Raw genomic sequence first — 19497 nt, forward strand, 5'->3', positions numbered from 1 at the left:
CGGGCCTGCGACCCGGTGGAGCGGGGTGCCGGCGTTGGTGCCGAGGTCGAGTGGGACCACCACCCGGAGCAGCGGGGGTACCGGCGTTGCCGCCGAGGCCGAGTGGGACCACCACCCGGAGCAACCGGACACCGGCGTTGCCGCCGAGGCCGCGTGGGGCCGCAACCCGGCGGAGCGGGGTGCCGCTGCGCCCACCCGTGCCGCCCTCAGCGGCACGCATGCCCGCAGCTGGGGCAGTACAGGCCCTACACCCGCCGCCCCCCACCGGCCCCTGCCCCCAACGCCCCTCGCTGCGGCGCGATCCCCGCAGGTACCGCGCGCTGCCGAGCCGGCGTCCCCGTCCAGCACGTGCCGCGGCGGGACAGCAGGCGGCGGAGCCACAGCTCCAGGGCGACCAGATCCGCGAGGCCGTCCAGGGGCAGGGGTTCACCCGCCGCCGCGCCGCGCAGCGCCTTGCGCACCACACGGGCCTCGACCAGGCCCGCCTCCGCCAGCAGCGGAGTGTCGAACAGGGCGACCAGGGAGTCCGCCGCCACCCGCAGCCCCGTACGCTCGGCGGCCGCCTCCGTCGCCTGGGTCGGGGCGCCCCAGCCGGGCGGCAGCTCCCGGACCCCGGCTCCTTCCAGCACCGTCCGCAGGATCGCCGCCCGCGCCCCCGGCCGCACCCGCAGCGCCTCGGGCAGCGCCCGGGCCGCGCGGACCACCTGGTTGTCGAGGAACGGCGCGTGCAGCCGCTGGAAGCGGACCTCCGCGGCCTGCTCCAGCACCCGCAGATCCGCCGCGTGCCTCGCCAGCGCCGCACGCGCCCGGAAGTCACCCGGCCGCTGCCCCGGCCCCACCAGCTCCGACCGGTGTGTCGACGCCTGAAGGCGAACCGATACTTCAGCGAGCGCCTCACCGGTCAGCCAGCGCGCCGCCGGCCCGGGTCTGCCCCAGGTCAGCGCGGCGAGCGAGGCATCCAGCGCACCGCCGGGCGCGTCGAGGCCGTCGTCGGAGCGGGGGTCGAGCAGACGCTCGGCGAGGGACTCGACCCCCGACCGGTACGGCGTGCGGGACAACCGCCGCGCCGCCGCGTACACGCGCGCGGGCACCAGCACCGACCCGTCGGCCTTGGTCAGGGCGGCGACCGGCCGTACGAGATGACGTCGCCGGCGGTCCATCAGCAGGTCGGCGAGGCGCGCGGGGTGGGCGTCCAGGACCTGGCGCGCGCCGTAGCCCGTGAAGTGATCCGCGCTGCCCGCCGCCAGCCGGGCCCGGTGACGCGCCGCGGACACCAGGCACGGCCCGGGCTCGTCGGTCAGCGGTCCGTCCAGGTCGGCGTACGGAAGGGTCTCCTCGCCGCCCGCCACGACGACGTGGTGCAGTCGCGGGTTCGCCGCCAGCGCGCCCGCCCGCTCCAGCTCGGCCTCCCGCCCGCCGACGGCGAGGTCGTTGAACGTGACGGCGAGCAGCCGCTCGCCCGCGCCCGTGCCGTGCCCCAGCACCGTGCCCGGCATCCCGGGCAGGCCCGCGGCCAGCAGCGCCAAGGCCCCGGAGGCCGGCCCGCCGGACAGGTCCGCGCCGATCCCCGGCACCGGCATCCCGCGCGCGGCCCGCCGCTCGGCGGGACCCATGCCGGGCACCGGGCCCGGGTCTATGTCCGCCCCGGGGACGTGCCGCGGCGCGGACAGCCGCGTCCGTACGGCCTCCACGAGCGCGTCGCGCACCGCGTCGACCGCGCTGTCGGGATCGGCCGGAGGCGCCGCCACGGCCAGCGACGCGACCGGCTCGTAGCCGGCGATCTCGCGCGCCCCGGCGCGCAGGATGAGGGCATGCCCGGGCGGAATGCGCTTCACGCCGTCGTACGGCGTGGAGTCGTGCAGCGCGGCGGGTACGTCCGGGGCGGCCAGCAGCGCGGCGAGGTGCCCGAAGTCCAGGTTGGCCTCGATGAGGTCGGCCAGCGGCAGCGCGGCGGTCGCGTACGCCGTGCCGCCGGCCCAGGGCGTGTGGAACACCGGCCGCGCGCCCGCGAGGTCGCCGCAGACGGTGATCCGTCTGCCGACCTGGACGATCGCGGTGTAGCTGCCCGGCCAGGCGGTCAGATGCCGGAGCGCGCCGCCGCGCGCGGCGAACAGCGCGACGCGCAGCTGCTCGTCGGTGGCGCCGCAGATGCCGAGGACGGCGATCCTGGTCCGGTCGTCGGCCTTGACGACCCGCACCTCGTCGGGGCGCCAGTCGCCGACCGCCCACAGCGGATCGGGGTCGCCCCACAGGAGTTGGGACCCCACCGGGTGCAGCGTCTCACCCTCGCTGCCGGTGGCCCCCGCCGAACCGGCAGCGACGGCTCCCGCGGCGGTGCTGCTCCACCCCACCAACCACCGCATCGCCGCCTCCACAGGCTGTGGACAACCAGTGCACCGTACGAACCGGTTCACCATGCTGCCATGAAGGAAGCGTTCCAGAGGGTGCCGACGCCGCTTGCGCTCCGCCGAATGCGCCCCGGCGGAGCCGCCCGCACCCTGCCGGGACCCCGAACACCCGGACGTTCATGACGAGTCGGGCACGAACGGCAGTCGGAGACGACGGCGGCCGAGACCGCGAAAAAACAAAGAGGCGGCCAAGAATCAAGGCGTACCGGCGACATGTCTCCGGTACGACTGCGACGCGAATGCGCCCCCGGAACGCGCCCACATCACGCCCGGCGCGCCCTCAACTGCCGTGGTAGGAGGCCTGATACCTCACGGCCGACGGGGTCGCTTTTCAGCCAAATCGAAATCGCGCGGGCAGCCTCGAACACGCTCCGTACAGGCTCCGCGCTCCGCCACCCGGTCGCGCAGTCCGGGAGACGGAGCACGCCTCCCGGACCGTTCCGCCGCCCGCGGGGATGAAGGCGGCGGTGTCCCCCAGCCCACTGGATCCAGTACAGCGGGCCGACCCACGCAATGACCATGGAACCGCTCCCGCGGTGGCCGGAGAAGAGCGCACGGACAGGCGCACGGCCACACAGTGGGAGCACGTCGCAACAGCCCGTGTCTGAACCGTACTTCAGTACGGACCACAATCCCGCCAACCGGAACAATGCCCCTTAACGCTTGGGATGCGGCGAACTACGCTGGGTTTACGAATGCCGCATGGTTATGCCAGCGCGGCAGCCGTCTGTGTCGAGGGGTGGCGCATGTCCAGGGAGCAACGCGGGCCGAACGAAAAACTCGGCGCCGTTCTCGCCCTCGCGGGAATCAGCAACGCAGGCCTCGCGCGACGCGTCAACGACCTTGGCGCCCAGCGAGGACTGACACTTCGCTATGACAAGACGTCGGTGGCGCGCTGGGTGTCGAAGGGCATGGTGCCGCAAGGTGCGGCTCCGCACCTCATCGCCGCCGCCATAGGGCAGAAGCTCGGCCGCCCGGTGCCGCTCCACGAGATCGGCCTGGCGGACGCGGACCCCGCGCCCGAAGTCGGCCTCGCCTTCCCGCGGGACGTCGGGCAGGCGGTGCGGTCCGCGACCGACCTGTACCGCCTCGACCTCGCCGGCCGCCGCGCCGGTTCCGGCGGCATCTGGCAGTCGCTGGCCGGATCGTTCGCGGTGAGCGCATACGCAACGCCCGCCTCACGATGGCTGATAACCCCGGCCGACAGTTCGGTCGCGCGCGACGTGGGCCCCGGCGAGGGCTCCGGCGCACCGCTCAAAGTCGGCCACAGCGATGTGCAGAAGCTGCGGGAGGCCGCCGAGGACGCGCGGCGCTGGGACTCCAAGTACGGCGGCGGTGACTGGCGTTCGTCCATGGTCCCCGAGTGCTTAAGGGTGGAGGCCGCCCCGCTGCTGCTCGGCTCGTACACCGACGAGGTCGGCCGGGCCCTCTTCGGCGCCTCCGCCGAACTCACCCGGCTCGCGGGCTGGATGGCCTTCGACACGGGCCAGCAGGAAGCGGCCCAGCGCTACTACATCCAGGCCCTGCGCCTGGCCCGGGCGGCCGCGGACGTCCCCCTCGGGGGCTACGTGCTGGCCACCATGTCCCTCCAGGCCACCTACCGCGGCTTCGGTGACGAGGGTGTGGACCTCGCCCAGGCCGCCCTCGAACGCAACCGCGGCCTGGCCACGGCCCGCACCATGAGCTTCTTCCGCCTCGTGGAGGCACGCGCGCACGCCCGTGCGAACGACGCCCCGGCGGCCGGCGGTGCCCTGAAGGCGGCCGAGAGCTGGCTGGAGCGCGCCCGCCCCGGCGACAACGACCCGAGCTGGCTCGGCTTCTACTCCTACGACCGTTTCGCCGCCGACGCGGCCGAGTGCTACCGCGACCTCAAGGCACCCCGGCAGGTCCGCCGCTTCACCGAGCAGGCCCTGTCGAAGCCGACGGAGGAGTTCGTCCGCTCGCACGGCCTGCGCCTGGTCGTCTCGGCGGTCGCCGAACTGGAGTCGGGCAATCTGGACGCGGCGTGCGAACAGGGGGTGCGGGCGGTGGAGGTCGCCGGGCGGATCTCCTCGGCCCGTACCACCGAGTACGTGAAGGACCTCCTGCACCGGCTGGAGCCGTACGGCGACGAGCCCCGGGTGGTGGAGCTCCGTGAGCGTGCACGGCCGCTGCTGATGGCTCCGGCGTAGAAAGAGCAGGTGTGCCGCCCGTACCGCGTTTGAAGGCATTGTCAGTGGCGCAGTGCACTATCGAGGCGGGAGGTGGTGCGCGTGCGGATCACATACGACTGTGACGTGCTGGTGATCGGCGGCGGAATCGTCGGGCTGTCGACGGCGTACGCGATCACCCGCGCGGCACCGGGCACACGTGTCACCGTCCTGGAGAAGGAACCGGGCCCGGCCCGCCACCAGACCGGCCGCAACAGCGGCGTCATCCACAGCGGCATCTACTACCGCCCCGGCTCCCTCAAGGCGCGCTACGCGGTGCGGGGCGCGGCGGAGATGGTCAAGTTCTGCTCCGAGTACGGCATCCCGCACGCCGTCACCGGCAAGCTGATCGTCGCCACCGACCGCGCTGAGCTGCCCCGCCTGCACGCCCTCGTACAGCGCGGCCGGGAGAACGGGATCCCGGTGCGGGAGCTGGGCGCGTCCCAGATCGCGGAGTACGAGCCGGAGGTGCGGGGCCTCGCCGCGATACACGTCGGTACGACCGGCATCTGCGACTTCGTCGCGGTCGCCCGCCAGCTGGCCCACGGCTCGGGCGCGGAGATCCGCTACGGCACCCGGGTCGTGCGCGTCGACCGGCGCCCCGAGCGGGGGGTCGCCGTGCTCACGGCCGCCGGGGACGTCGTACGCGGACGGGTCCTCGTGAACTGCGCAGGTCTGCAGTGCGACGAGATCGCCCGGCTCACCGGGGACGACCCGGACATGCGGATCGTGCCGTTCCGGGGCGAGTACTACGAACTGGCCCGGCCGGAGCTGGTGCGCGGCCTGGTCTACCCGGTGCCCGACCCGGCGTTCCCGTTCCTCGGGGTGCATCTCACGCGGGGCATCGACGGGGGCGTCCATGTCGGGCCCAACGCGGTGCCGGCACTGGCCCGCGAGGGCTACGGGTGGGGCACGGTCCGCCCGCGCGAGCTGGGCTCGACCCTGGCCTGGCCCGGCTCCTGGCACATAGCCCGCCGGCACTGGCGGTACGGGGCGGGTGAGCTGCGGCGCTCCCTGTCCAAGCGGGCCTTCACGGAGGCGGTGGGCAGGCTGTTGCCCGGGGTGTCCGAGGACGACCTCGTACCGACGGCCGCGGGCGTGCGCGCACAGGCGGTTCTCCGCGACGGAACCCTGGTCGACGACTTCCTGATCCGCGAGGGCGCCAGGACGGTCCACGTCCTGAACGCACCGTCTCCTGCGGCCACGGCGTCCTTGCCGATCGGCCGGGAGGTGGCACGGAGGGCGTTGAGCGCGCTGTGAGGTTCGTGGGTGCTCGGCGTTGGTGCTGAGGCCGGGTGGGTCCGCGTTCCGGCGGAGCGGGGTGCCTCCCCCAAGCTCTCGGCTCCGCTCGAACAGGGGGGACCCCCATCGCCCACCCGTGCCGCCCTGGGGGCACTTCCCAGGCCCTTAAGGCACTGGGGGAGGCACGCATGCCCGCAGCGAGGGCCCCGGACGACGCAAGGGGACGTGTCGGGGGTGTCCGCCCGCAGCGGTCGGCGCGTCGACGCCAGTCAGTCGGTAAGTGGACCCATCGCGCCGTTCCGAGGACGGCCCCCCCCCCGGCGCGGCCCCGACCCACCACCGGCGGGAAGGCGCTGCACCGCAGCCGTAAAATCAGGGGCACTGTGTCTGACTCCGCGAACACCACCCCCGAAGACCCGCACCCGCACACCCCCGGCGTCTCCGTCCGCCGCACCCGGGCCAAGGGCGAGCCGCGCTTCCCCGACGGGCCCAAGGCCGACCCCGCCGGGTCGCACTTCGAGCGGCGGATCCGGAGTTTCCAGCCCCGGCGCAGCCGGGTCACCGCAGGTCAGGCGGACGCGCTGCAACGCCTGTGGCCCAAGTGGGGCCTCGACATCGACGGCAGCCGCACCCTCGACCTGCCCGAGCTGTTCGGCAACGACAACCCCGTCGTCCTGGAGATCGGCTTCGGCATGGGCGAGGCCACCGCCCAGATGGCCGCCGCCGACCCCGCCACGAACATCCTCGCGGTCGACGTCCACACCCCCGGCCAGGGCAACCTGCTCAACCTCGCCGACCGCAACGGCCTGTCCAACATCCGCGTCGGCAACGGCGACGCGATCATCCTCCTGCGCGAGATGCTCGCCCCCGACTCCCTCGGCGGCCTCCGCGTCTACTTCCCCGACCCCTGGCCCAAGAAGCGGCACCACAAGCGCAGGATCATCCAGCCCGACTTCCTGACCCTCGCCGCCACCCGCATCAGACCCGGCGGGACCGTCCACTGCGCCACCGACTGGGAGCCGTACGCCGAGCAGATGCTCGACGTCCTCACGGCACACCCCGACTTCGAGAACACGCAGGCGGACGGCGGTTTCGCGCCGCGTCCGGACTTCCGGCCGCTGACCCGTTTCGAGGGCCAGGGACTGGACAAGGGACATGTCGTGAACGACCTCCTCTTCCGTCGCGTACAGCACGTGGACCAGCCCCCCGCCGGCGCCTGACCACCCCTGGCACCTCTTCCGCCTGCGGACAGCGCCCAACCGTCGTTAGGGTCAATGCCGTGGCCACCAGCCCCCCACATCCGTCGTATCCCAGCGGTCCCGCCGCGGGCGCACCCCTCGCCGGCCCGGGCACGGCCGGCTCCCTGCGGCACGCCCACTGGTGGCAGCGCGCCTGGGTGCGCTACGGCGCGCTGAGCACGCTCCTCGCGATATCCGGCCTGGTCATCCTCGCCCTGGTCCGCGAGGAGACCGGCACGGAAGGGTTCCTGGTCGGGCTGGGGCTGGCCGTCCTGCCGGTGCCCCTGCTGATAGCCGCGTTCCGCTGGCTGGACCGGGTGGAGCCCGGCCCCTGGCGGAACCTGCTGTTCTGCTTCGCCTGGGGCGCCTGCGCGGCGGCGCTGATAGCGATCGTCGCCAACAGCTTCGCGACGAGATGGATAGCGACGGCGACGGCGGACCCGTCCAGCGCGGACACTCTGGGCGCGACCGTGATAGCCCCGGTGGTCGAGGAGTCGGCCAAGGCGGCGGCCGTCCTCCTGGTCTTCCTCTTCCGGCGACGGGACTTCACCGGCATCGTCGACGGGGTCGTGATAGCCGGCGTGACGGCGACCGGCTTCGCCTTCACTGAGAACATCCTCTACCTGGGCACGGCCTTCGGCACCGACCAGCTCACCGGCGGCACCGGAATCGCCTCCGTCACGGCGGCGACCTTCTTCGTGCGCATCGTCATGTCGCCGTTCGCGCACCCGCTGTTCACGGTCCTGTCCGGCATCGGCTTCGGCATCGCCGCGCTCTCGGCGGACCGCCGGCCCCTGCGCCGCGTCGCCTTCCCGCTCGGCGGGCTGCTGCTCGCCATGGGCATGCACGCGATGTGGAACGGCTCCTCGGCCTTCGGCGAGTACGGGTTCTTCGCCGTGTACGCGGCGTTCATGGTGCCCATCTTCGGGTTGCTGACGTGGCTGGTGATCTGGACCCGGCAGCGGGAGCTGAAGACCGTACGGGCGGAGCTGCCCGCCTACGCCGCGGCCGGCTGGCTGACCCCGGCCGAGCCGTACGCGCTGGGCTCGATGCGGGCCCGGCGGATCGCCCGCCAGTACGCCCGCCGTCACGTGGGCAAGGCGGCGGCGCGGGAGGTGGCACGGTACGAGGCGTACGCGACGTCCCTGGCGTTCCTGCGGCACCGGGCCCGGCGGGGCCGTGCCGGGCCCGACTTCGCCGTGCGGGAGGGGGAACTGCTCGGCGAACTGTGGCGGCGCCGGGAGGTGGCCCGCCCCGCGCTGGACCACGCGGCACGGATCACCGCCCCTCCGGTCCCGGTGACGGCTCCGCCCTGGCCGGTGTACGGGGTGTACGGGTACGGCCCGCAGCCGACGCCGTACCCCGCGTACAACCCGTACCGCTCCTAGGACCTCTGGTCCGGATCAGACCGAGTCAGGCCGAGGCCTCGGTGAGCCGTGCGACCTCGGTCTCCGAGAGCGTCAGCTCGCCGACGCCGGTCAGGGCGGGCAGCTGCTCCACCGTCCGCGCGGAGGCGATCGGCGCCGCCACGGTCGGCCGGGCGGCGAGCCAGGCCAGAGCCACCGTGGCGACGGGCGCCTCGTGCGCCGCGGCGATCTCGTCGAGGGCGGCGAGCACCCGCTGCCCGCGCTCGGTCTCCAGGTGCTTGGCCGCGCTCCCCGCCCGTGCGCTGTCGACCGTCGCGCCGGGCCGGTACTTGCCCGTGAGGAAGCCGGACGCGAGCGCGAAGTACGGCACGGCGGCCAGGCCGGCCCGCTCGGCGAGATCCTGGAGCTCGCCCTCGTAGGTGTCGCGGGAGACCAGGTTGTAGTGGGGCTGCAGGGCCACGTACCGGGCGAGCCCCTCGCGGTCGGAGAACTCCAGGGACGCCCGCAGCCGCTCGGCGGAGATGTTGGAGGCGGCGATGTGCCGCACCTTCCCGGCCTTCACGAGGGTGTCGAGCGCGCCGATGATCTCCTCGACGGGCACGTCGGGCTGGTCGAAGTGCGTGTAGTACAGGTCGATGTAGTCGGTGCCGAGGCGCCGCAGGGAGGCGTCGGCGGCGGCCTTGATGGTGGCGGCGGACAGGCCGCGGAACTCGGGGTGCTGGCTGACCTTCGTGGCGACGACGACGTCCGCCCGGTTGCCGCGGGACTTCAGCCACTTGCCGAGCACGGTCTCGGACTCTCCGCCCCGGTTGCCCTCGACCCAGGCCGAGTAGGAGTCGGCGGTGTCGACGAAGTTGCCGCCGGCGGCGGTGTAGGCGTCGAGGACGGCGAACGACTGGTCCTCGTCGGCGGTCCAGCCGAAGACGTTGCCGCCGAGGGCGAGCGGGAAGACCTGGAGGTCGGAAGGGCCGAGCTTACGCAGAGAAGTCATGCTTCACGTCAACGCCGGTACCGGAGCCGCCCATTCCCACTCGGCCGTGCACCCCGATACCCACTCGGCCGTGCACGCCGAAAATCCGGCAGCCCTGACGTCGGGGGGTCGTCGTCAGGGCCGCCGGTGCTTCAACGGGTGGGAACGGCTTACGGGTTCAGTCCCTTGCCCCGCAGCCACGCCATCGGGTCGATGCCGCTCGCGGAGCCGCCGGAGTGGACCTCCAGGTGAAGGTGGGCCCCGGTGACGTTGCCGGTGGCGCCCACACGGCCGATGACCTCGCCCGTGCTGACCTTCTGGCCGACGCTGACGCCGATGGAGGACTGGTGCGCGTACCAGATCTCGGTGCCGTCATCGAGGGTGAGGACGGTCTTGTAGCCGTACGAGCCGTTCCAGCCGGCCTCGGTGATGGTGCCGCTGTGGACGGCCTTGATCGGCGTGCCCGTGGGGGCGGCGAAGTCCAGGCCCGTGTGGTAGCCGGAGGACCAGTAGGCGCCGGCCTGGCCGAAGCTGGAGGTGATGGTGTACGAGGAGGTCGGCAGCGTGAACTGCTTGGCCAGGGCTGCGAGACGCTCGGCCTCGGCCTTCTTCCTGGCCTCCTCCTCCGCCTTCCTCTTGGCCTCGGCGGCCTTGGCCTTGGCTTCCTCCTGCGCCTTGGCGACCGCTTCCGCGGCTGCCTTCTCGGCGGCGGCCGCGGCGTCCTCTGCGGCCTTGGTCTCGATCTGGTCCTGCTGGTGCTCGACCTGGGCCATGATCCGGGCGCGCAGGGCCTCGCCGGCGCCGGCGCCGGAGGCGCTCTCGCCCTGCTCGGGGGCGGCCGTGGCGGTGCCGAGGCTGCTGAGCGGGGTGGCGGAACCTTCGGGGGTGTCGTCGTCCGAGATGAGGGAACCCACCGAGGGCAGGTCCGGCACGGAGATGGACACCGGGGGCTTGCCGGTCTGGGCACTGGCCATGCCGCCGGCACCCACGGCCGCGATGACGCCGACGCCCAGGACGGTGGAGCTGCGGGCGAGGCCTCCGCCGCGCTGCTTGGTGACGCGATGCCGGCCACGGACGGGACGGATGGACTCCTCGGTGGGGTTCCACTCCTGGAACGGGCCCTCGTCGGTGCGCTGACCGCCGAAGCCGAAGGTGTCGTTCTCGCGCTTCGGCGCGTACGGGGCCGCGGGGGCAGGCCGGTTGGACGCCACGTGGGCGTACTCCTTTCCTTCCTTCTCGCCTACCGGGTTAGCTGACGGGTTCGGAGCAGGAAGGTCTCCTACGCGCGTATACCGGCCGTGCTTGCACGGTGGTATACGCCCGATTCACCCCAAGTGGTGGTTCCCCGGTTCCCTTTCGGGATTCGGCGCGTGCGCACGGAGCCGCCTTCTGTGACGGCTGGGACGACCGCGCTGCGTTATCGAACGTTAATGGAGGCGCGAGGGGTATTCCAGCGATTCCACTTGATCATTAACCTTTTTCACGCGGACTTACCTGCCATGACCGGAGTAAATCGGGCGAGTTGGCCGCTTCGCAAGTGACTGACGAGTTTTGACGGTGCGTCAGTCACCACGCGCAACGGGGTGGTTCGCTCACCGAGCGTAATGAGCTACGGGGAAATGCACCGAGGGCCGGAATCCTTTCGGATTCCGGCCCTCGGCCTTCAGTAGCGGGGACAGGATTTGAACCTGCGACCTCTGGGTTATGAGCCCAGCGAGCTACCGAGCTGCTCCACCCCGCGTCGTTGTGACTCCAGTGTACGCCATCCGCGGGACCACTCGTGCACACCCACGGATCGGCCCGTGCTCAGCCCGGCAGGTGGCGGTTCGGGGCCTTGGCCCGCTCCTCGTGCTCCGGGAGGACGACGACCTCCACTCCGCCGGCCGCCAGGAGGCCGCTGCCGTCGGCGTCCGTCACGAAGGTGTCGGGCTCGCGCCAGGCCGTGACGACCCGCCCTACGCCCGCGTCGAGGATCAGCCGGGCGCAGGGCGCGGGGCGGGAGGCGCGGCGGGCGCAGGGCTCCAGGCTGCTGTACACCGTCGCGCCGGGCAGGCGCGGGTCGGCCGGGTCGAGCTTCGCCAGGGCCGCCTCCTCGGCGTGCACGACCGGGTCGCCGGCCTCGCGGGAATGGCCGCGGGCCAGTTCCGTGCCGTCGGCGGCGACCACGACCGCGCCCACACTGAACGCCGTGTCCGACGGCGGGCAGCGCTCGGCCAGGTCGCAGGCGAGGGCCAGCCAGTGGTGGTCGGCGGCGGCGGGCAGGGCGCCGGCGCCCGGGGCGGTCGGCTCGTAGCGCATCAGGACCACGTCCTCGATCCGCCGCGACTCCAGCAGCCGGAGCCGGCCGCCCTGGTAGCCGCCGGGGCCGAAGAGGCGGGGTGCCCCGGGGTCGCCCACGAAGAGCGGGGCGAGGACCAGCTGGAGTTCGTCGGCGAGGCCCTGGGTGAGGAGCTGGGTGTGGATCGTGCCGCCGCCCTCGACCATGAGCCGCCCTACGCCCCGGACGTCGTGCAGGTGCGTGAGCAGCCGGCGCCAGTCGAGGCCGGCGCCGAGCGGGACGACGTCGGCGGCGAGGCCCAGGGCGCGGGCGCGTTCGGCGCCCCGGTCGGTGGTGTAGAGGACCTTCTCGCCGCCGGTGTGCCAGAAGCGGGCGTCCGGGTCGAGGTCGCCGGAGCCGCTGACGGTGACCTTCAGGGGGTACTCCGGTTTCCCGGCGGCCCGGCGGGCGGCCCGGCGTTCCTCGGAGTTCACCAGGAGCCGCGGGTTGTCGGCGCGGATGGTGCCGGCGCCGATCAGGATGGCGTCGACACCGGCCCGGACCTCGTCGACCCGGTCGAAGTCGGCCGGACTCGACAGGAGCAGGCGGTCGGGTCCGGTGTCGTCCAGGTAGCCGTCGAGGGAGACGGCGGCGGACAGCAGGACGTACGGGTGAGGCATCGACGCTCCGCGGCTGGTCGGGACGGCGGGACTGGGCAGGGCTTGGTTCAAGTTTGAAACAAACTTACACTGGTGGCATGACGACTCGCTGGCTCACCCCCGAGGAGCAACGTGCCTGGCGCGCGTACGTCGCCGCCTCGCTGCTTCTGGAGGACGCGATCGACCGGCAGCTCCAGCAGGACGCCGGCATGCCGCACCTGTACTACTCCATCCTGTCCGTCCTGTCGGAATCCCCGGAGCGGCGGCTGCGCATGACCGATCTCGCCGAGCGGCTGAAGATCACGCGCAGCAGGCTGACGTACGCGGTGACGCGGCTGGAGAAGGACGGCCTGCTGCGGCGCGAGGCCTGCCGGTACGACAAGCGGGGCAGTATCGCCGCGTTGACGGACGAGGGGTTCGCCGTGCTGGAGCGGGCGGCGCCCGGGCATGTCGACACCGTGCGGAGCTTCCTGTTCGACCGGCTCAGCGAGGAGCAGGTGGGGCAGCTGGAGGAGATCTCCGCGGCGATCGCGCAGGGGCTCCAGGAAGACGGTTCGCGGCCGACGGCGGACGAGGTGCCATGGCGGCGGAGGTCTTCACCGGCCTGTTCGTGACGCGCGTCACAGCGGTCCGGATTCCGATTGCTTCAAATTTAAAGCACGAGTAGGGTTCCGGATGTGGATCTGCTTCAAATCTGAAGCAGTACGGCTGTGCAGCCGAACAGGAAACGGAACCCGGAGGCCCCGCATGCCCGACACCCCCGCCGTCCTCGCCACCCCGCGCTCCCGCGTCCGGGTCCCGCTGCGCTTCCACGACGGCTACGAGGCCGACGCCGAGCTCGTCACCTTCCACGGGCTGGCCGACGGCCAGGAGCACGTGGCCGTGGTCCTCGGCGAGCCCGGCCCGGTCCCGCTGGTGCGGCTGCACTCCGAGTGCCTGACCGGGGACGTGTTCGGCTCCGCCCGCTGCGACTGCGGCCCGCAGCTGCGCGAGGCGGTCGAGGCCATCGCCGAGCGCGGCGGCGTGCTCCTGTACCTCCGCCAGGAGGGCCGCGGGATCGGCCTCTACAACAAGCTCGACGCGTACGCCCTGCAGGACGAGGGGCTCGACACGTACGAGGCGAACGCGGCGCTGGGGCTGCCGGAGGACGCCCGCGACTACACGGCCGCGGCCCAGATGCTCCGGGCCCTGGGCATCGGCGAACTGGACCTGCTCTCCAACAACCCCGACAAGGCGGGCCAGTTGCGCTCCCTGGGCGTCGGCGTCCGCGACCGGATCCCCACGGGCGTCTTCACGACCGCACACAACGTCCGCTACCTGCGCGCCAAGGTCCTCCAGACCCAGCACACGCTGCCGCTCGCCGCGCTGACGGAGCTCAGCGCCGGCTGAACCGCCTCCGGTCGGGCCGGGCACTGAACCGGGCTGCTTGCCCCTCGGTTCATCGGGTACAGCCTTTGGAAGAGGGCGACCTCATCAGTACCCGGAGCTTTATGGAAGTGACCGTTTCGTGACCGATCTCGGCGGCCCCGGCGACCACCGGGCGAGGAGACCGGGCGATGGCCCGGAGGCCGTCGCTTTGCAGATCGTCGATGCCGTGGAGAGCCTGACGGCGCTGTGGTCGGTCGCCGCCCAGGAGGCGTCCCTGCGCCTGTCCCCGCACCAGTTGCGGGCGTTGCGCACCGTGCAGGCGTCGCCGGGGCTGAACCTGACGGCCCTGGCGGACGGCCTGGACATCGGCCTTCCCACGGCCAGCCGCCTCTGTGACCGTCTTGGGGCGGCCGGGCTGCTGGAACGCACCCCGCACCCCGACACCCGCCGCGAGGTGCAACTGTGGCTCACGCCACACGGGCAGCACGTCCTGTGCGATGTCGCCGCCCGCCGCGCCCAGGCCCTGACGGCAGCGCTGGCAGCCATGCAGCCGGCCGAACGGGCAGCGCTGAGCAGGGGGTTGCGGGGCTTCCTGACGGCCCGGAACACGCAGCCGCCGGACGCCGACGGGCCGGAGAACCGGAGCGACTGAACGGGCCACGCCGGTCAGCCCGGGCTGGGACGGACGGGCACCGGCCAACCCCGGTGAGACAGCCGGCCACCGGCCAACACCGGTGAGACGGACGGCCACCGGCCAACCCCGGTGAGACGGACGGGCCGGCCCGGGTGAGGATGCCGGCCCGGGCCGGGCGGAGGGGTCACAGCGGCCGGTCCGAGTGGAGCAGGCAGGGCACGCACCCCGCGCACAGGGGCCCTCAGGCTCCCGAGCCGTGGCGGCTCACGCCACCCGCGGTCAGAACCGCCACGCACGTGTCGTCCCGCGTCGGCCGGGCCGCGCTCCCCGCGTCGCGGAGCACCACCGCGGCCGCCACCGCCGGGTCGCAGCCGGGCAGTACGCCGTCGTCGGGCGGCGTCCAGCGGCTCGGCAGGCCGTCGCTGTGGAGGACCAGCAGGCTGTCCGCATGCCAGGGCACCCGCTGCACCGGCACGGACGCCGGCGCCTGCGCGCCCACGATGCCCGGGTGGGACAGCAGCGCCTTCCACGCGCCGTCGGTCCGCAGCCTGGCACCGATGTTGCCGATGCCCGCGAAGCTCAACCGCGCCTCCCGAAGATCGAGTTGGGCCACGGCGACGGCCGCGCCCCGGGTGGGGCGCAGGGCCCGGCCCAGACTCCGCAGGATGTCGGCGGGCGGCAGCTCGGCCAGGCCGCGCAGCTCCTTCACCGCCAGGCCCGAGGCCTCGGCGGCCTTCGCACCGTGCCCCAGCCCGTCGGCGAGCAGCAGGGTCAGCCGGTCCCCGCCGCGCACCCGGCCCCAGGCGTCCCCGGACTGCTCGGCCCGGCCGAGGGGGACGTTGACGCCCCCGGCGCGCGGGCCCGGCGGGGGCGGCCCCTGGTTGCGGACGGCGGGCTCGTGCCCGATCCGGGCCATCACGACGGTGCCGCGGCCCGGCGCGCTGTGCAGATCGAAGTCGTTCGCTATGCGCCGGCACGTGCCGAGTCCGGCGCCGAGTGAGGCGGCGACGGTCGTGGTGTAGCCGTCGCGCATCGCCGCGGCGACGTCCGGGATGCCGGGGCCGTGGTCGAGCGAGACGAGCTGCACGGCCGCCCGGCGGCTGTCGTCGTGCCCCCGCTCGACGAGGTTGATCAGGATGCGCCCGCCGTCCGCGTGCCGCAGCAGGTTGGTGGCCAGCTCCGTCGCCACGAGCGCGGCGGTGGCGGTGCGGTTGGCGGGCAGGCCGGCGCAGGCGCTGGCCTCCTCCACCGCCACCCGCACGTCCCGCACCCGGGTGGAGTCGTCCACCGGCACGTCCCAGACCCTGCTCATCACGGCACCGTCCGGGAGGGCGGTACGACGGTGGCCCAGGCGGTGACGGTGACGGTGGTCCCCTCACCGGGCCGGCTGTCCACCTCGAACTCCTGCACCAGCCGCTTGGCTCCGCTCAGGCCCAGCCCGAGCCCGCCGCCGCTGGTGTAGCCGTCGGTCAGCGCCTGGTCCAGATCCCGGATGCCGGGCCCGGTGTCGACGAAGTCCAGCCGCAGCCCGTGCGACGACCCGGCGTCCAGCGGGGTGAGCCGCACATGGCCGCCCCCGCCGTGCACGAGGGTGTTGCGGGCCAGCTCGCTCGCCGCGGTGACGAGCTTGGTCTGCTGCACCAGCCCGAAACCGAGCTCGGCGGCGGCCTGCCGGACCTGCTGCCGCACCCACGCCAGATCGGCGTCCGAGCCGATCGGCAGGCTGGCCGGACCGGCATGGCGGGAAGCCTGCATCACGGACTCCCCTCGCCCCGGCGCGTGGTCACGCCCAGCATCTCCATCGCACGTTCGACGTCCAGGGCGGTCCGCAGGCCGGGCAGGGTGAGCCCCAGCTCGACCAGCGTGATCGCCACCGCCGGGCGCATCCCGGCCAGGACCGTACGGGCCGCCAGCAGCTTGGCCCCGGCGGCGATCTCGGCGAGGACCCGGCCCAGGAACGAGTCGACGATCTCCACACCGGAGATGTCGATCACGACGCCGTTCACCCGGGTGTGCGAGATCCGGGCCGTGATGTCCTGCTGGAGCTGCTCGGCCATCCCGTCATGCAGCTCCCCCTGGAGGGTGACCAGCAGAACGTCACCCAGCTGGAGGACCGGCACGGTGAAGCCGTGTCCGACCGCGGGCCCGTGTCCCGCGAACCCGGTCACCGCGTGCCCGCGTCCGCCGCCGCGCCGGCCGCCCGCAGCGGTGCGATCTCGACCCCCTGCTCGCTGAGCGCGTAGGCGAGCGCGTCCTCCAGGCTGGAGCGGGTGAGCACCGTGCCGAGGTCGATGCCCAGATGGACGATGGTCTGCGCGATCGCGGGCCGGATGCCGGAGACGATGCACTCGGCGCCCATCAGCCGCGCCGCCGCCACGGTCTTCATCAGGTGCTGGGCGACCAGGGAGTCGACGGTGGGCACGCCCGTGATGTCGAGGATGGCGTACCGGGCGCGCTCGGCGACGATCGCGTCCAGCAGGCTCTCCATCACCACCTGGCTGCGCGCACTGTCCAGCGTGCCGATCAGCGGTACGGCGACGGTGCTCTCCCACAGCTTGATCACCGGGGTGGCCACCTCGTGCAGCTGCTCGCGCTGCCGGGCGATCAGCTCCTCGCCCGCGCTGACCGTCGTCTCCATCACGACCAGGCGCAGCGTGCCCATGAGCACCGTCAGCGCCAGCACGGCCTCCTGGGCCTCGGGGGCGTACGGCTCCGGGAACTCGGCGCGCAGCAGCTCGGTCACCGGCTCGCGCAGCGCGGCCACCTCGCCGGCGACTCCGTCCGAGTCGATGCCCGTCCGGGCGCGGGAGGCCGCCATGCGCCCCAACTGGTCGCGCACGGCCTCGAATCCGGGCGCCCTGAGGTCGTCCAGCCGCCCCGTGGCCGCCACGGCCGCCAGCGCCGCGGTCACAGCCCTGCCCGCCTCCACGGCCTCGTCCCGTGAGACGGTGAAGACCGTGCGGAACAGCGCCGCGTCCGCCCAGCGTTGGGCGATCTGCTCCCGGCGCCGTTCCAGAAAGGCGCTCACCTGGTGAGCGGCCGGCTCCTGTTCCACGTTCTCTTCCGACACCGACACTTGCATCGCTCCCTTGCACGGGCCGGACCGAGGTCGCGCGACGGCGCCTCAGCCGTTACTTGCCGTATGACAAACATTAGTGCCGACGTTCGGCACCACCAAACAACTGCCCACCGGTGCCTCCCACCTGCGCCTTCCCCGTCCCTTACCGGCCACGCCAGTCCAGACACACCACGAGCGCGTCGTCGTCCGGGGTGGATCTGCCGCGGTGGCCCGTCAGTTCGCGCAGGATCGCCCGGGGCACCTCGGCGGCCGGCAGCAGCCGGGTCGACTGGATCGCCCGGGCCAGAGCGGCGTCCCCGTAGGCCTCACCGCCCGGGGAGGCGACGTCATAGACCCCGTCGCTGACGAAGACCAGCCGGTCGCCCGGCTCGACCCGGAACTCCTGGATCACGTAGTCGGTCTCCTCGAACATGCCGAGCGGCAACTGGGCGTCGAACGGCACCCGCTCCACCGCGCCCCGGCGCAGCCGCAGCATCTGCGGCGACCCGGCGTCCACCGCACGGACCCGGCCGGTGGCCAGGTCGAAGTCGAGCATGAGCACGGAGAGGTAGCAGCGGCCCCGGTAGTGGGCGTACACCGCCTGGTCGGCCAGGGCCGCCTGGTCGTCGATGGACAGCCCGGCCCGGCGCGCGTTGCGCAGGGCGTTGATCGCCAGGTTCGTCAGCAGGGAGGCCTCGATGCCCTCACCCATGCCGTTGGTGACGTAGAGGCTGAGCCGGTCGGCCGAGGCGGACCAGTCGAAGTTGTCGCCGAAGATCGCGTACGCCGGTTCCAGCTGTGCGCCCAGCTCGTACTCGGGGCGGGCGCAGGAGCGGCCCGGCAGCAGCTGCCACTGCATCTCGGCGGCCAGCGTGAGCCGGTCCCGGCGGCGCGCCTGGAGATACAGGTCGGTGTCGCGCTCGGCCACGTAGACCTCGTGCCCGAGCACCTCGGCGATCTCGGCCAGCTCGCCCAGGCAGCCCTCGGCGTGCTCCGCGCCCGGCAGGGTGACGGTCAGCACACCGAGCCGGTCGCCCCGCACGGTGACCGGCAGATGCGCCCGTACGCGATCGCCCGAGGGGCTCTCCACGTACGGCTCCTGGGCCCCGAAGGCCCGGCCCGCCGGGCTGTTGTGCACGGACACCGGCTGGTGGGTGTGCGGCAGCACGGACACCGGCTGAAGCACCGTCAGTCCGTAGTCGGCCAGGAAAAGCTCGACGGAGTCCGCCGCGTACTGATCGGTCAGTACACGACGGACCGCGTCCAGCAGTTGATGGGGCGCCGCCGTGCGCAGGGCGCGCTCGGCGGCCACGAATCTGCTCGTGATCGTGGTCACGGTGGTCTTTCACCATCCTCGGTGGGACGCCGACGCGTCCTCGAAACGGGTTCTTGTCCACGGGCCGGGAGACGGGTCCCGGGCGGTTCAGCCCACGCCTAGTACGCTGACGGCCATCCCGGTGCCTGCGAGAGTGTGACTGTGACTTCCCTCCGACCCCGCCCCGAGCCCACTGAGGTCGCCCGTGTGACCTCCACGGCCGCGGAGTTGCTGGAGGTCCTCTGGGGCCGGGCGTCGACCGCGCCGGCCTCCGCGTCCCAGCTGCGGGTGCTGCTCATGCTCGAACACCACGAGGGCATCAACCTGCGTACGCTCGCCGACTCCCTCGCCTCCACACCGCCCTCGACCAGCCGGCTGTGCGACCGGCTGCAGGCGGCCGGGTTCGTCGAGCGGGAGGTGAGCCAGGCCGACCGGCGCGAGGTCCGCCTGCACCTCAGCGGCCGGGGCCGCGCCTTCCTGGCCGACCTGCGCACGCGCCGGGAGGACGCGCTGCGCGCGGTGCTCGACCAGATGCCCGCGGCGAAGCGGGTCGCGCTGCTGCAGGGTCTTGAGGCGTTCTGCGACGCGGCGGCGGCCCAGATACACGACGACTCCGAAGACTCCCGCTCGTCCGGTACCCGGACTGCCTGATTTTCTCGCCGTCTCACGGAGTCGGCCCTTCCGGTCCCTTCCCCGCGCACGTTCGGCACGCCTAGGCTGTTGCCCTCCACCTATAGTTGTCAAACGACAACTGTCCGCTCCGTGAGCCCCATGGCCTTCTCTCGCGCACCC

The 19497-nt window shown here is 73.1% G+C and carries 17 protein-coding genes, 1 tRNA gene and 1 riboswitch; of the genes, 8 read left to right on the forward strand and 10 right to left on the reverse strand.

Annotated elements, in window-relative coordinates; translation table 11 throughout:
• Nucleotides 1-245: 245 nt before the first annotated feature.
• Complete coding sequence (locus RFN52_RS18935) at nt 246-2363, reverse strand: asparagine synthase-related protein (RefSeq protein ID WP_184568105.1); 2118 nt, start codon at nt 2361-2363, stop codon at nt 246-248.
• Nucleotides 2364-3154: 791 nt separating this feature from the next.
• Between RFN52_RS18935 and RFN52_RS18940 the strand changes: the two genes are divergently transcribed.
• The 4 genes from RFN52_RS18940 to RFN52_RS18955 all read left to right on the forward strand — a co-directional run bounded on the left by RFN52_RS18940 (nt 3155) and on the right by RFN52_RS18955 (nt 8465).
• Nucleotides 3155-4579 (forward strand): NsdA family TPR-like regulatory protein, encoded by a 1425-nt coding sequence (locus RFN52_RS18940; RefSeq protein WP_184568106.1) that lies wholly within the window; start codon nt 3155-3157, stop codon nt 4577-4579.
• A gap of 75 nt (nt 4580-4654) precedes the next feature.
• Nucleotides 4655-5857: an L-2-hydroxyglutarate dehydrogenase gene (lhgD, locus tag RFN52_RS18945; protein WP_374050165.1), complete on the forward strand. Its 1203-nt coding sequence runs from the start codon at nt 4655-4657 to the stop codon at nt 5855-5857.
• Nucleotides 5858-6222: 365 nt separating this feature from the next.
• Nucleotides 6223-7059: a tRNA (guanosine(46)-N7)-methyltransferase TrmB gene (trmB, locus tag RFN52_RS18950; protein ID WP_184847806.1), complete on the forward strand. Its 837-nt coding sequence runs from the start codon at nt 6223-6225 to the stop codon at nt 7057-7059.
• A gap of 59 nt (nt 7060-7118) precedes the next feature.
• Nucleotides 7119-8465, forward strand: a complete 1347-nt coding sequence (locus RFN52_RS18955; RefSeq protein ID WP_184847807.1) for a PrsW family intramembrane metalloprotease — start codon at nt 7119-7121, stop codon at nt 8463-8465.
• A gap of 25 nt (nt 8466-8490) precedes the next feature.
• On the opposite strand, the gene RFN52_RS18960 is transcribed toward RFN52_RS18955, so the two are convergent.
• The 4 genes from RFN52_RS18960 to RFN52_RS18975 form a co-directional block, all read right to left on the reverse strand.
• Complete coding sequence (locus RFN52_RS18960; protein ID WP_184847808.1) at nt 8491-9435, reverse strand: aldo/keto reductase; 945 nt, start codon at nt 9433-9435, stop codon at nt 8491-8493.
• A 149-nt stretch (nt 9436-9584) separates the two neighbouring features.
• Entirely contained in the window at nt 9585-10625 is a 1041-nt protein-coding gene (locus tag RFN52_RS18965; RefSeq protein ID WP_184847809.1) for a M23 family metallopeptidase, read from the reverse strand.
• An 11-nt stretch (nt 10626-10636) separates the two neighbouring features.
• Nucleotides 10637-10793: riboswitch (cyclic di-AMP (ydaO/yuaA leader) on the reverse strand.
• A gap of 288 nt (nt 10794-11081) precedes the next feature.
• A tRNA-Met gene (locus RFN52_RS18970) sits at nt 11082-11155 on the reverse strand.
• 65 nt (nt 11156-11220) lie between these two features.
• Nucleotides 11221-12351: a dihydrofolate reductase family protein gene (locus tag RFN52_RS18975; protein ID WP_184847810.1), complete on the reverse strand. Its 1131-nt coding sequence runs from the start codon at nt 12349-12351 to the stop codon at nt 11221-11223.
• Between the two features lie 77 nt (nt 12352-12428).
• Between RFN52_RS18975 and RFN52_RS18980 the strand changes: the two genes are divergently transcribed.
• From RFN52_RS18980 to RFN52_RS18990, 3 genes are all read left to right on the forward strand, one after another.
• Nucleotides 12429-12944, forward strand: coding sequence for a MarR family winged helix-turn-helix transcriptional regulator (locus RFN52_RS18980; RefSeq protein WP_184847811.1), 516 nt, complete (start codon nt 12429-12431; stop codon nt 12942-12944).
• A 133-nt stretch (nt 12945-13077) separates the two neighbouring features.
• Complete coding sequence (locus tag RFN52_RS18985) at nt 13078-13719, forward strand: GTP cyclohydrolase II (RefSeq protein ID WP_184847812.1); 642 nt, start codon at nt 13078-13080, stop codon at nt 13717-13719.
• 118 nt (nt 13720-13837) lie between these two features.
• On the forward strand, nt 13838-14350 hold the full coding sequence (locus tag RFN52_RS18990) for a MarR family winged helix-turn-helix transcriptional regulator (protein ID WP_184847813.1): 513 nt from the start codon (nt 13838-13840) through the stop codon (nt 14348-14350).
• 223 nt (nt 14351-14573) lie between these two features.
• Here RFN52_RS18990 and RFN52_RS18995 read toward each other — a convergent pair whose 3' ends face one another.
• The 5 genes from RFN52_RS18995 to RFN52_RS19015 form a co-directional block, all read right to left on the reverse strand.
• Complete coding sequence (locus tag RFN52_RS18995; protein WP_184847814.1) at nt 14574-15644, reverse strand: ATP-binding SpoIIE family protein phosphatase; 1071 nt, start codon at nt 15642-15644, stop codon at nt 14574-14576.
• Complete coding sequence (locus tag RFN52_RS19000) at nt 15644-16087, reverse strand: anti-sigma regulatory factor (protein WP_184847815.1); 444 nt, start codon at nt 16085-16087, stop codon at nt 15644-15646. Before RFN52_RS19000 ends, RFN52_RS18995 begins: the two co-directional genes overlap by 1 nt.
• Entirely contained in the window at nt 16087-16500 is a 414-nt protein-coding gene (locus tag RFN52_RS19005) for an STAS domain-containing protein (protein WP_184847816.1), read from the reverse strand. The genes RFN52_RS19000 and RFN52_RS19005 overlap by 1 nt, the downstream gene beginning before the upstream one ends.
• Nucleotides 16497-17408: an STAS domain-containing protein gene (locus RFN52_RS19010; protein WP_373308522.1), complete on the reverse strand. Its 912-nt coding sequence runs from the start codon at nt 17406-17408 to the stop codon at nt 16497-16499. The genes RFN52_RS19005 and RFN52_RS19010 overlap by 4 nt, the downstream gene beginning before the upstream one ends.
• A 145-nt stretch (nt 17409-17553) precedes the next feature.
• On the reverse strand, nt 17554-18726 hold the full coding sequence (locus tag RFN52_RS19015; RefSeq protein WP_311240993.1) for a PP2C family protein-serine/threonine phosphatase: 1173 nt from the start codon (nt 18724-18726) through the stop codon (nt 17554-17556).
• 135 nt (nt 18727-18861) lie between these two features.
• Between RFN52_RS19015 and RFN52_RS19020 the strand changes: the two genes are divergently transcribed.
• Nucleotides 18862-19356: a MarR family winged helix-turn-helix transcriptional regulator gene (locus RFN52_RS19020; RefSeq protein WP_184847818.1), complete on the forward strand. Its 495-nt coding sequence runs from the start codon at nt 18862-18864 to the stop codon at nt 19354-19356.
• The last annotated feature ends 141 nt before the right edge of the window (nt 19357-19497 follow it).

It is taken from the genome of Streptomyces collinus (assembly GCF_031348265.1).
GTDB classification, from domain to species: domain Bacteria; phylum Actinomycetota; class Actinomycetes; order Streptomycetales; family Streptomycetaceae; genus Streptomyces; species Streptomyces collinus.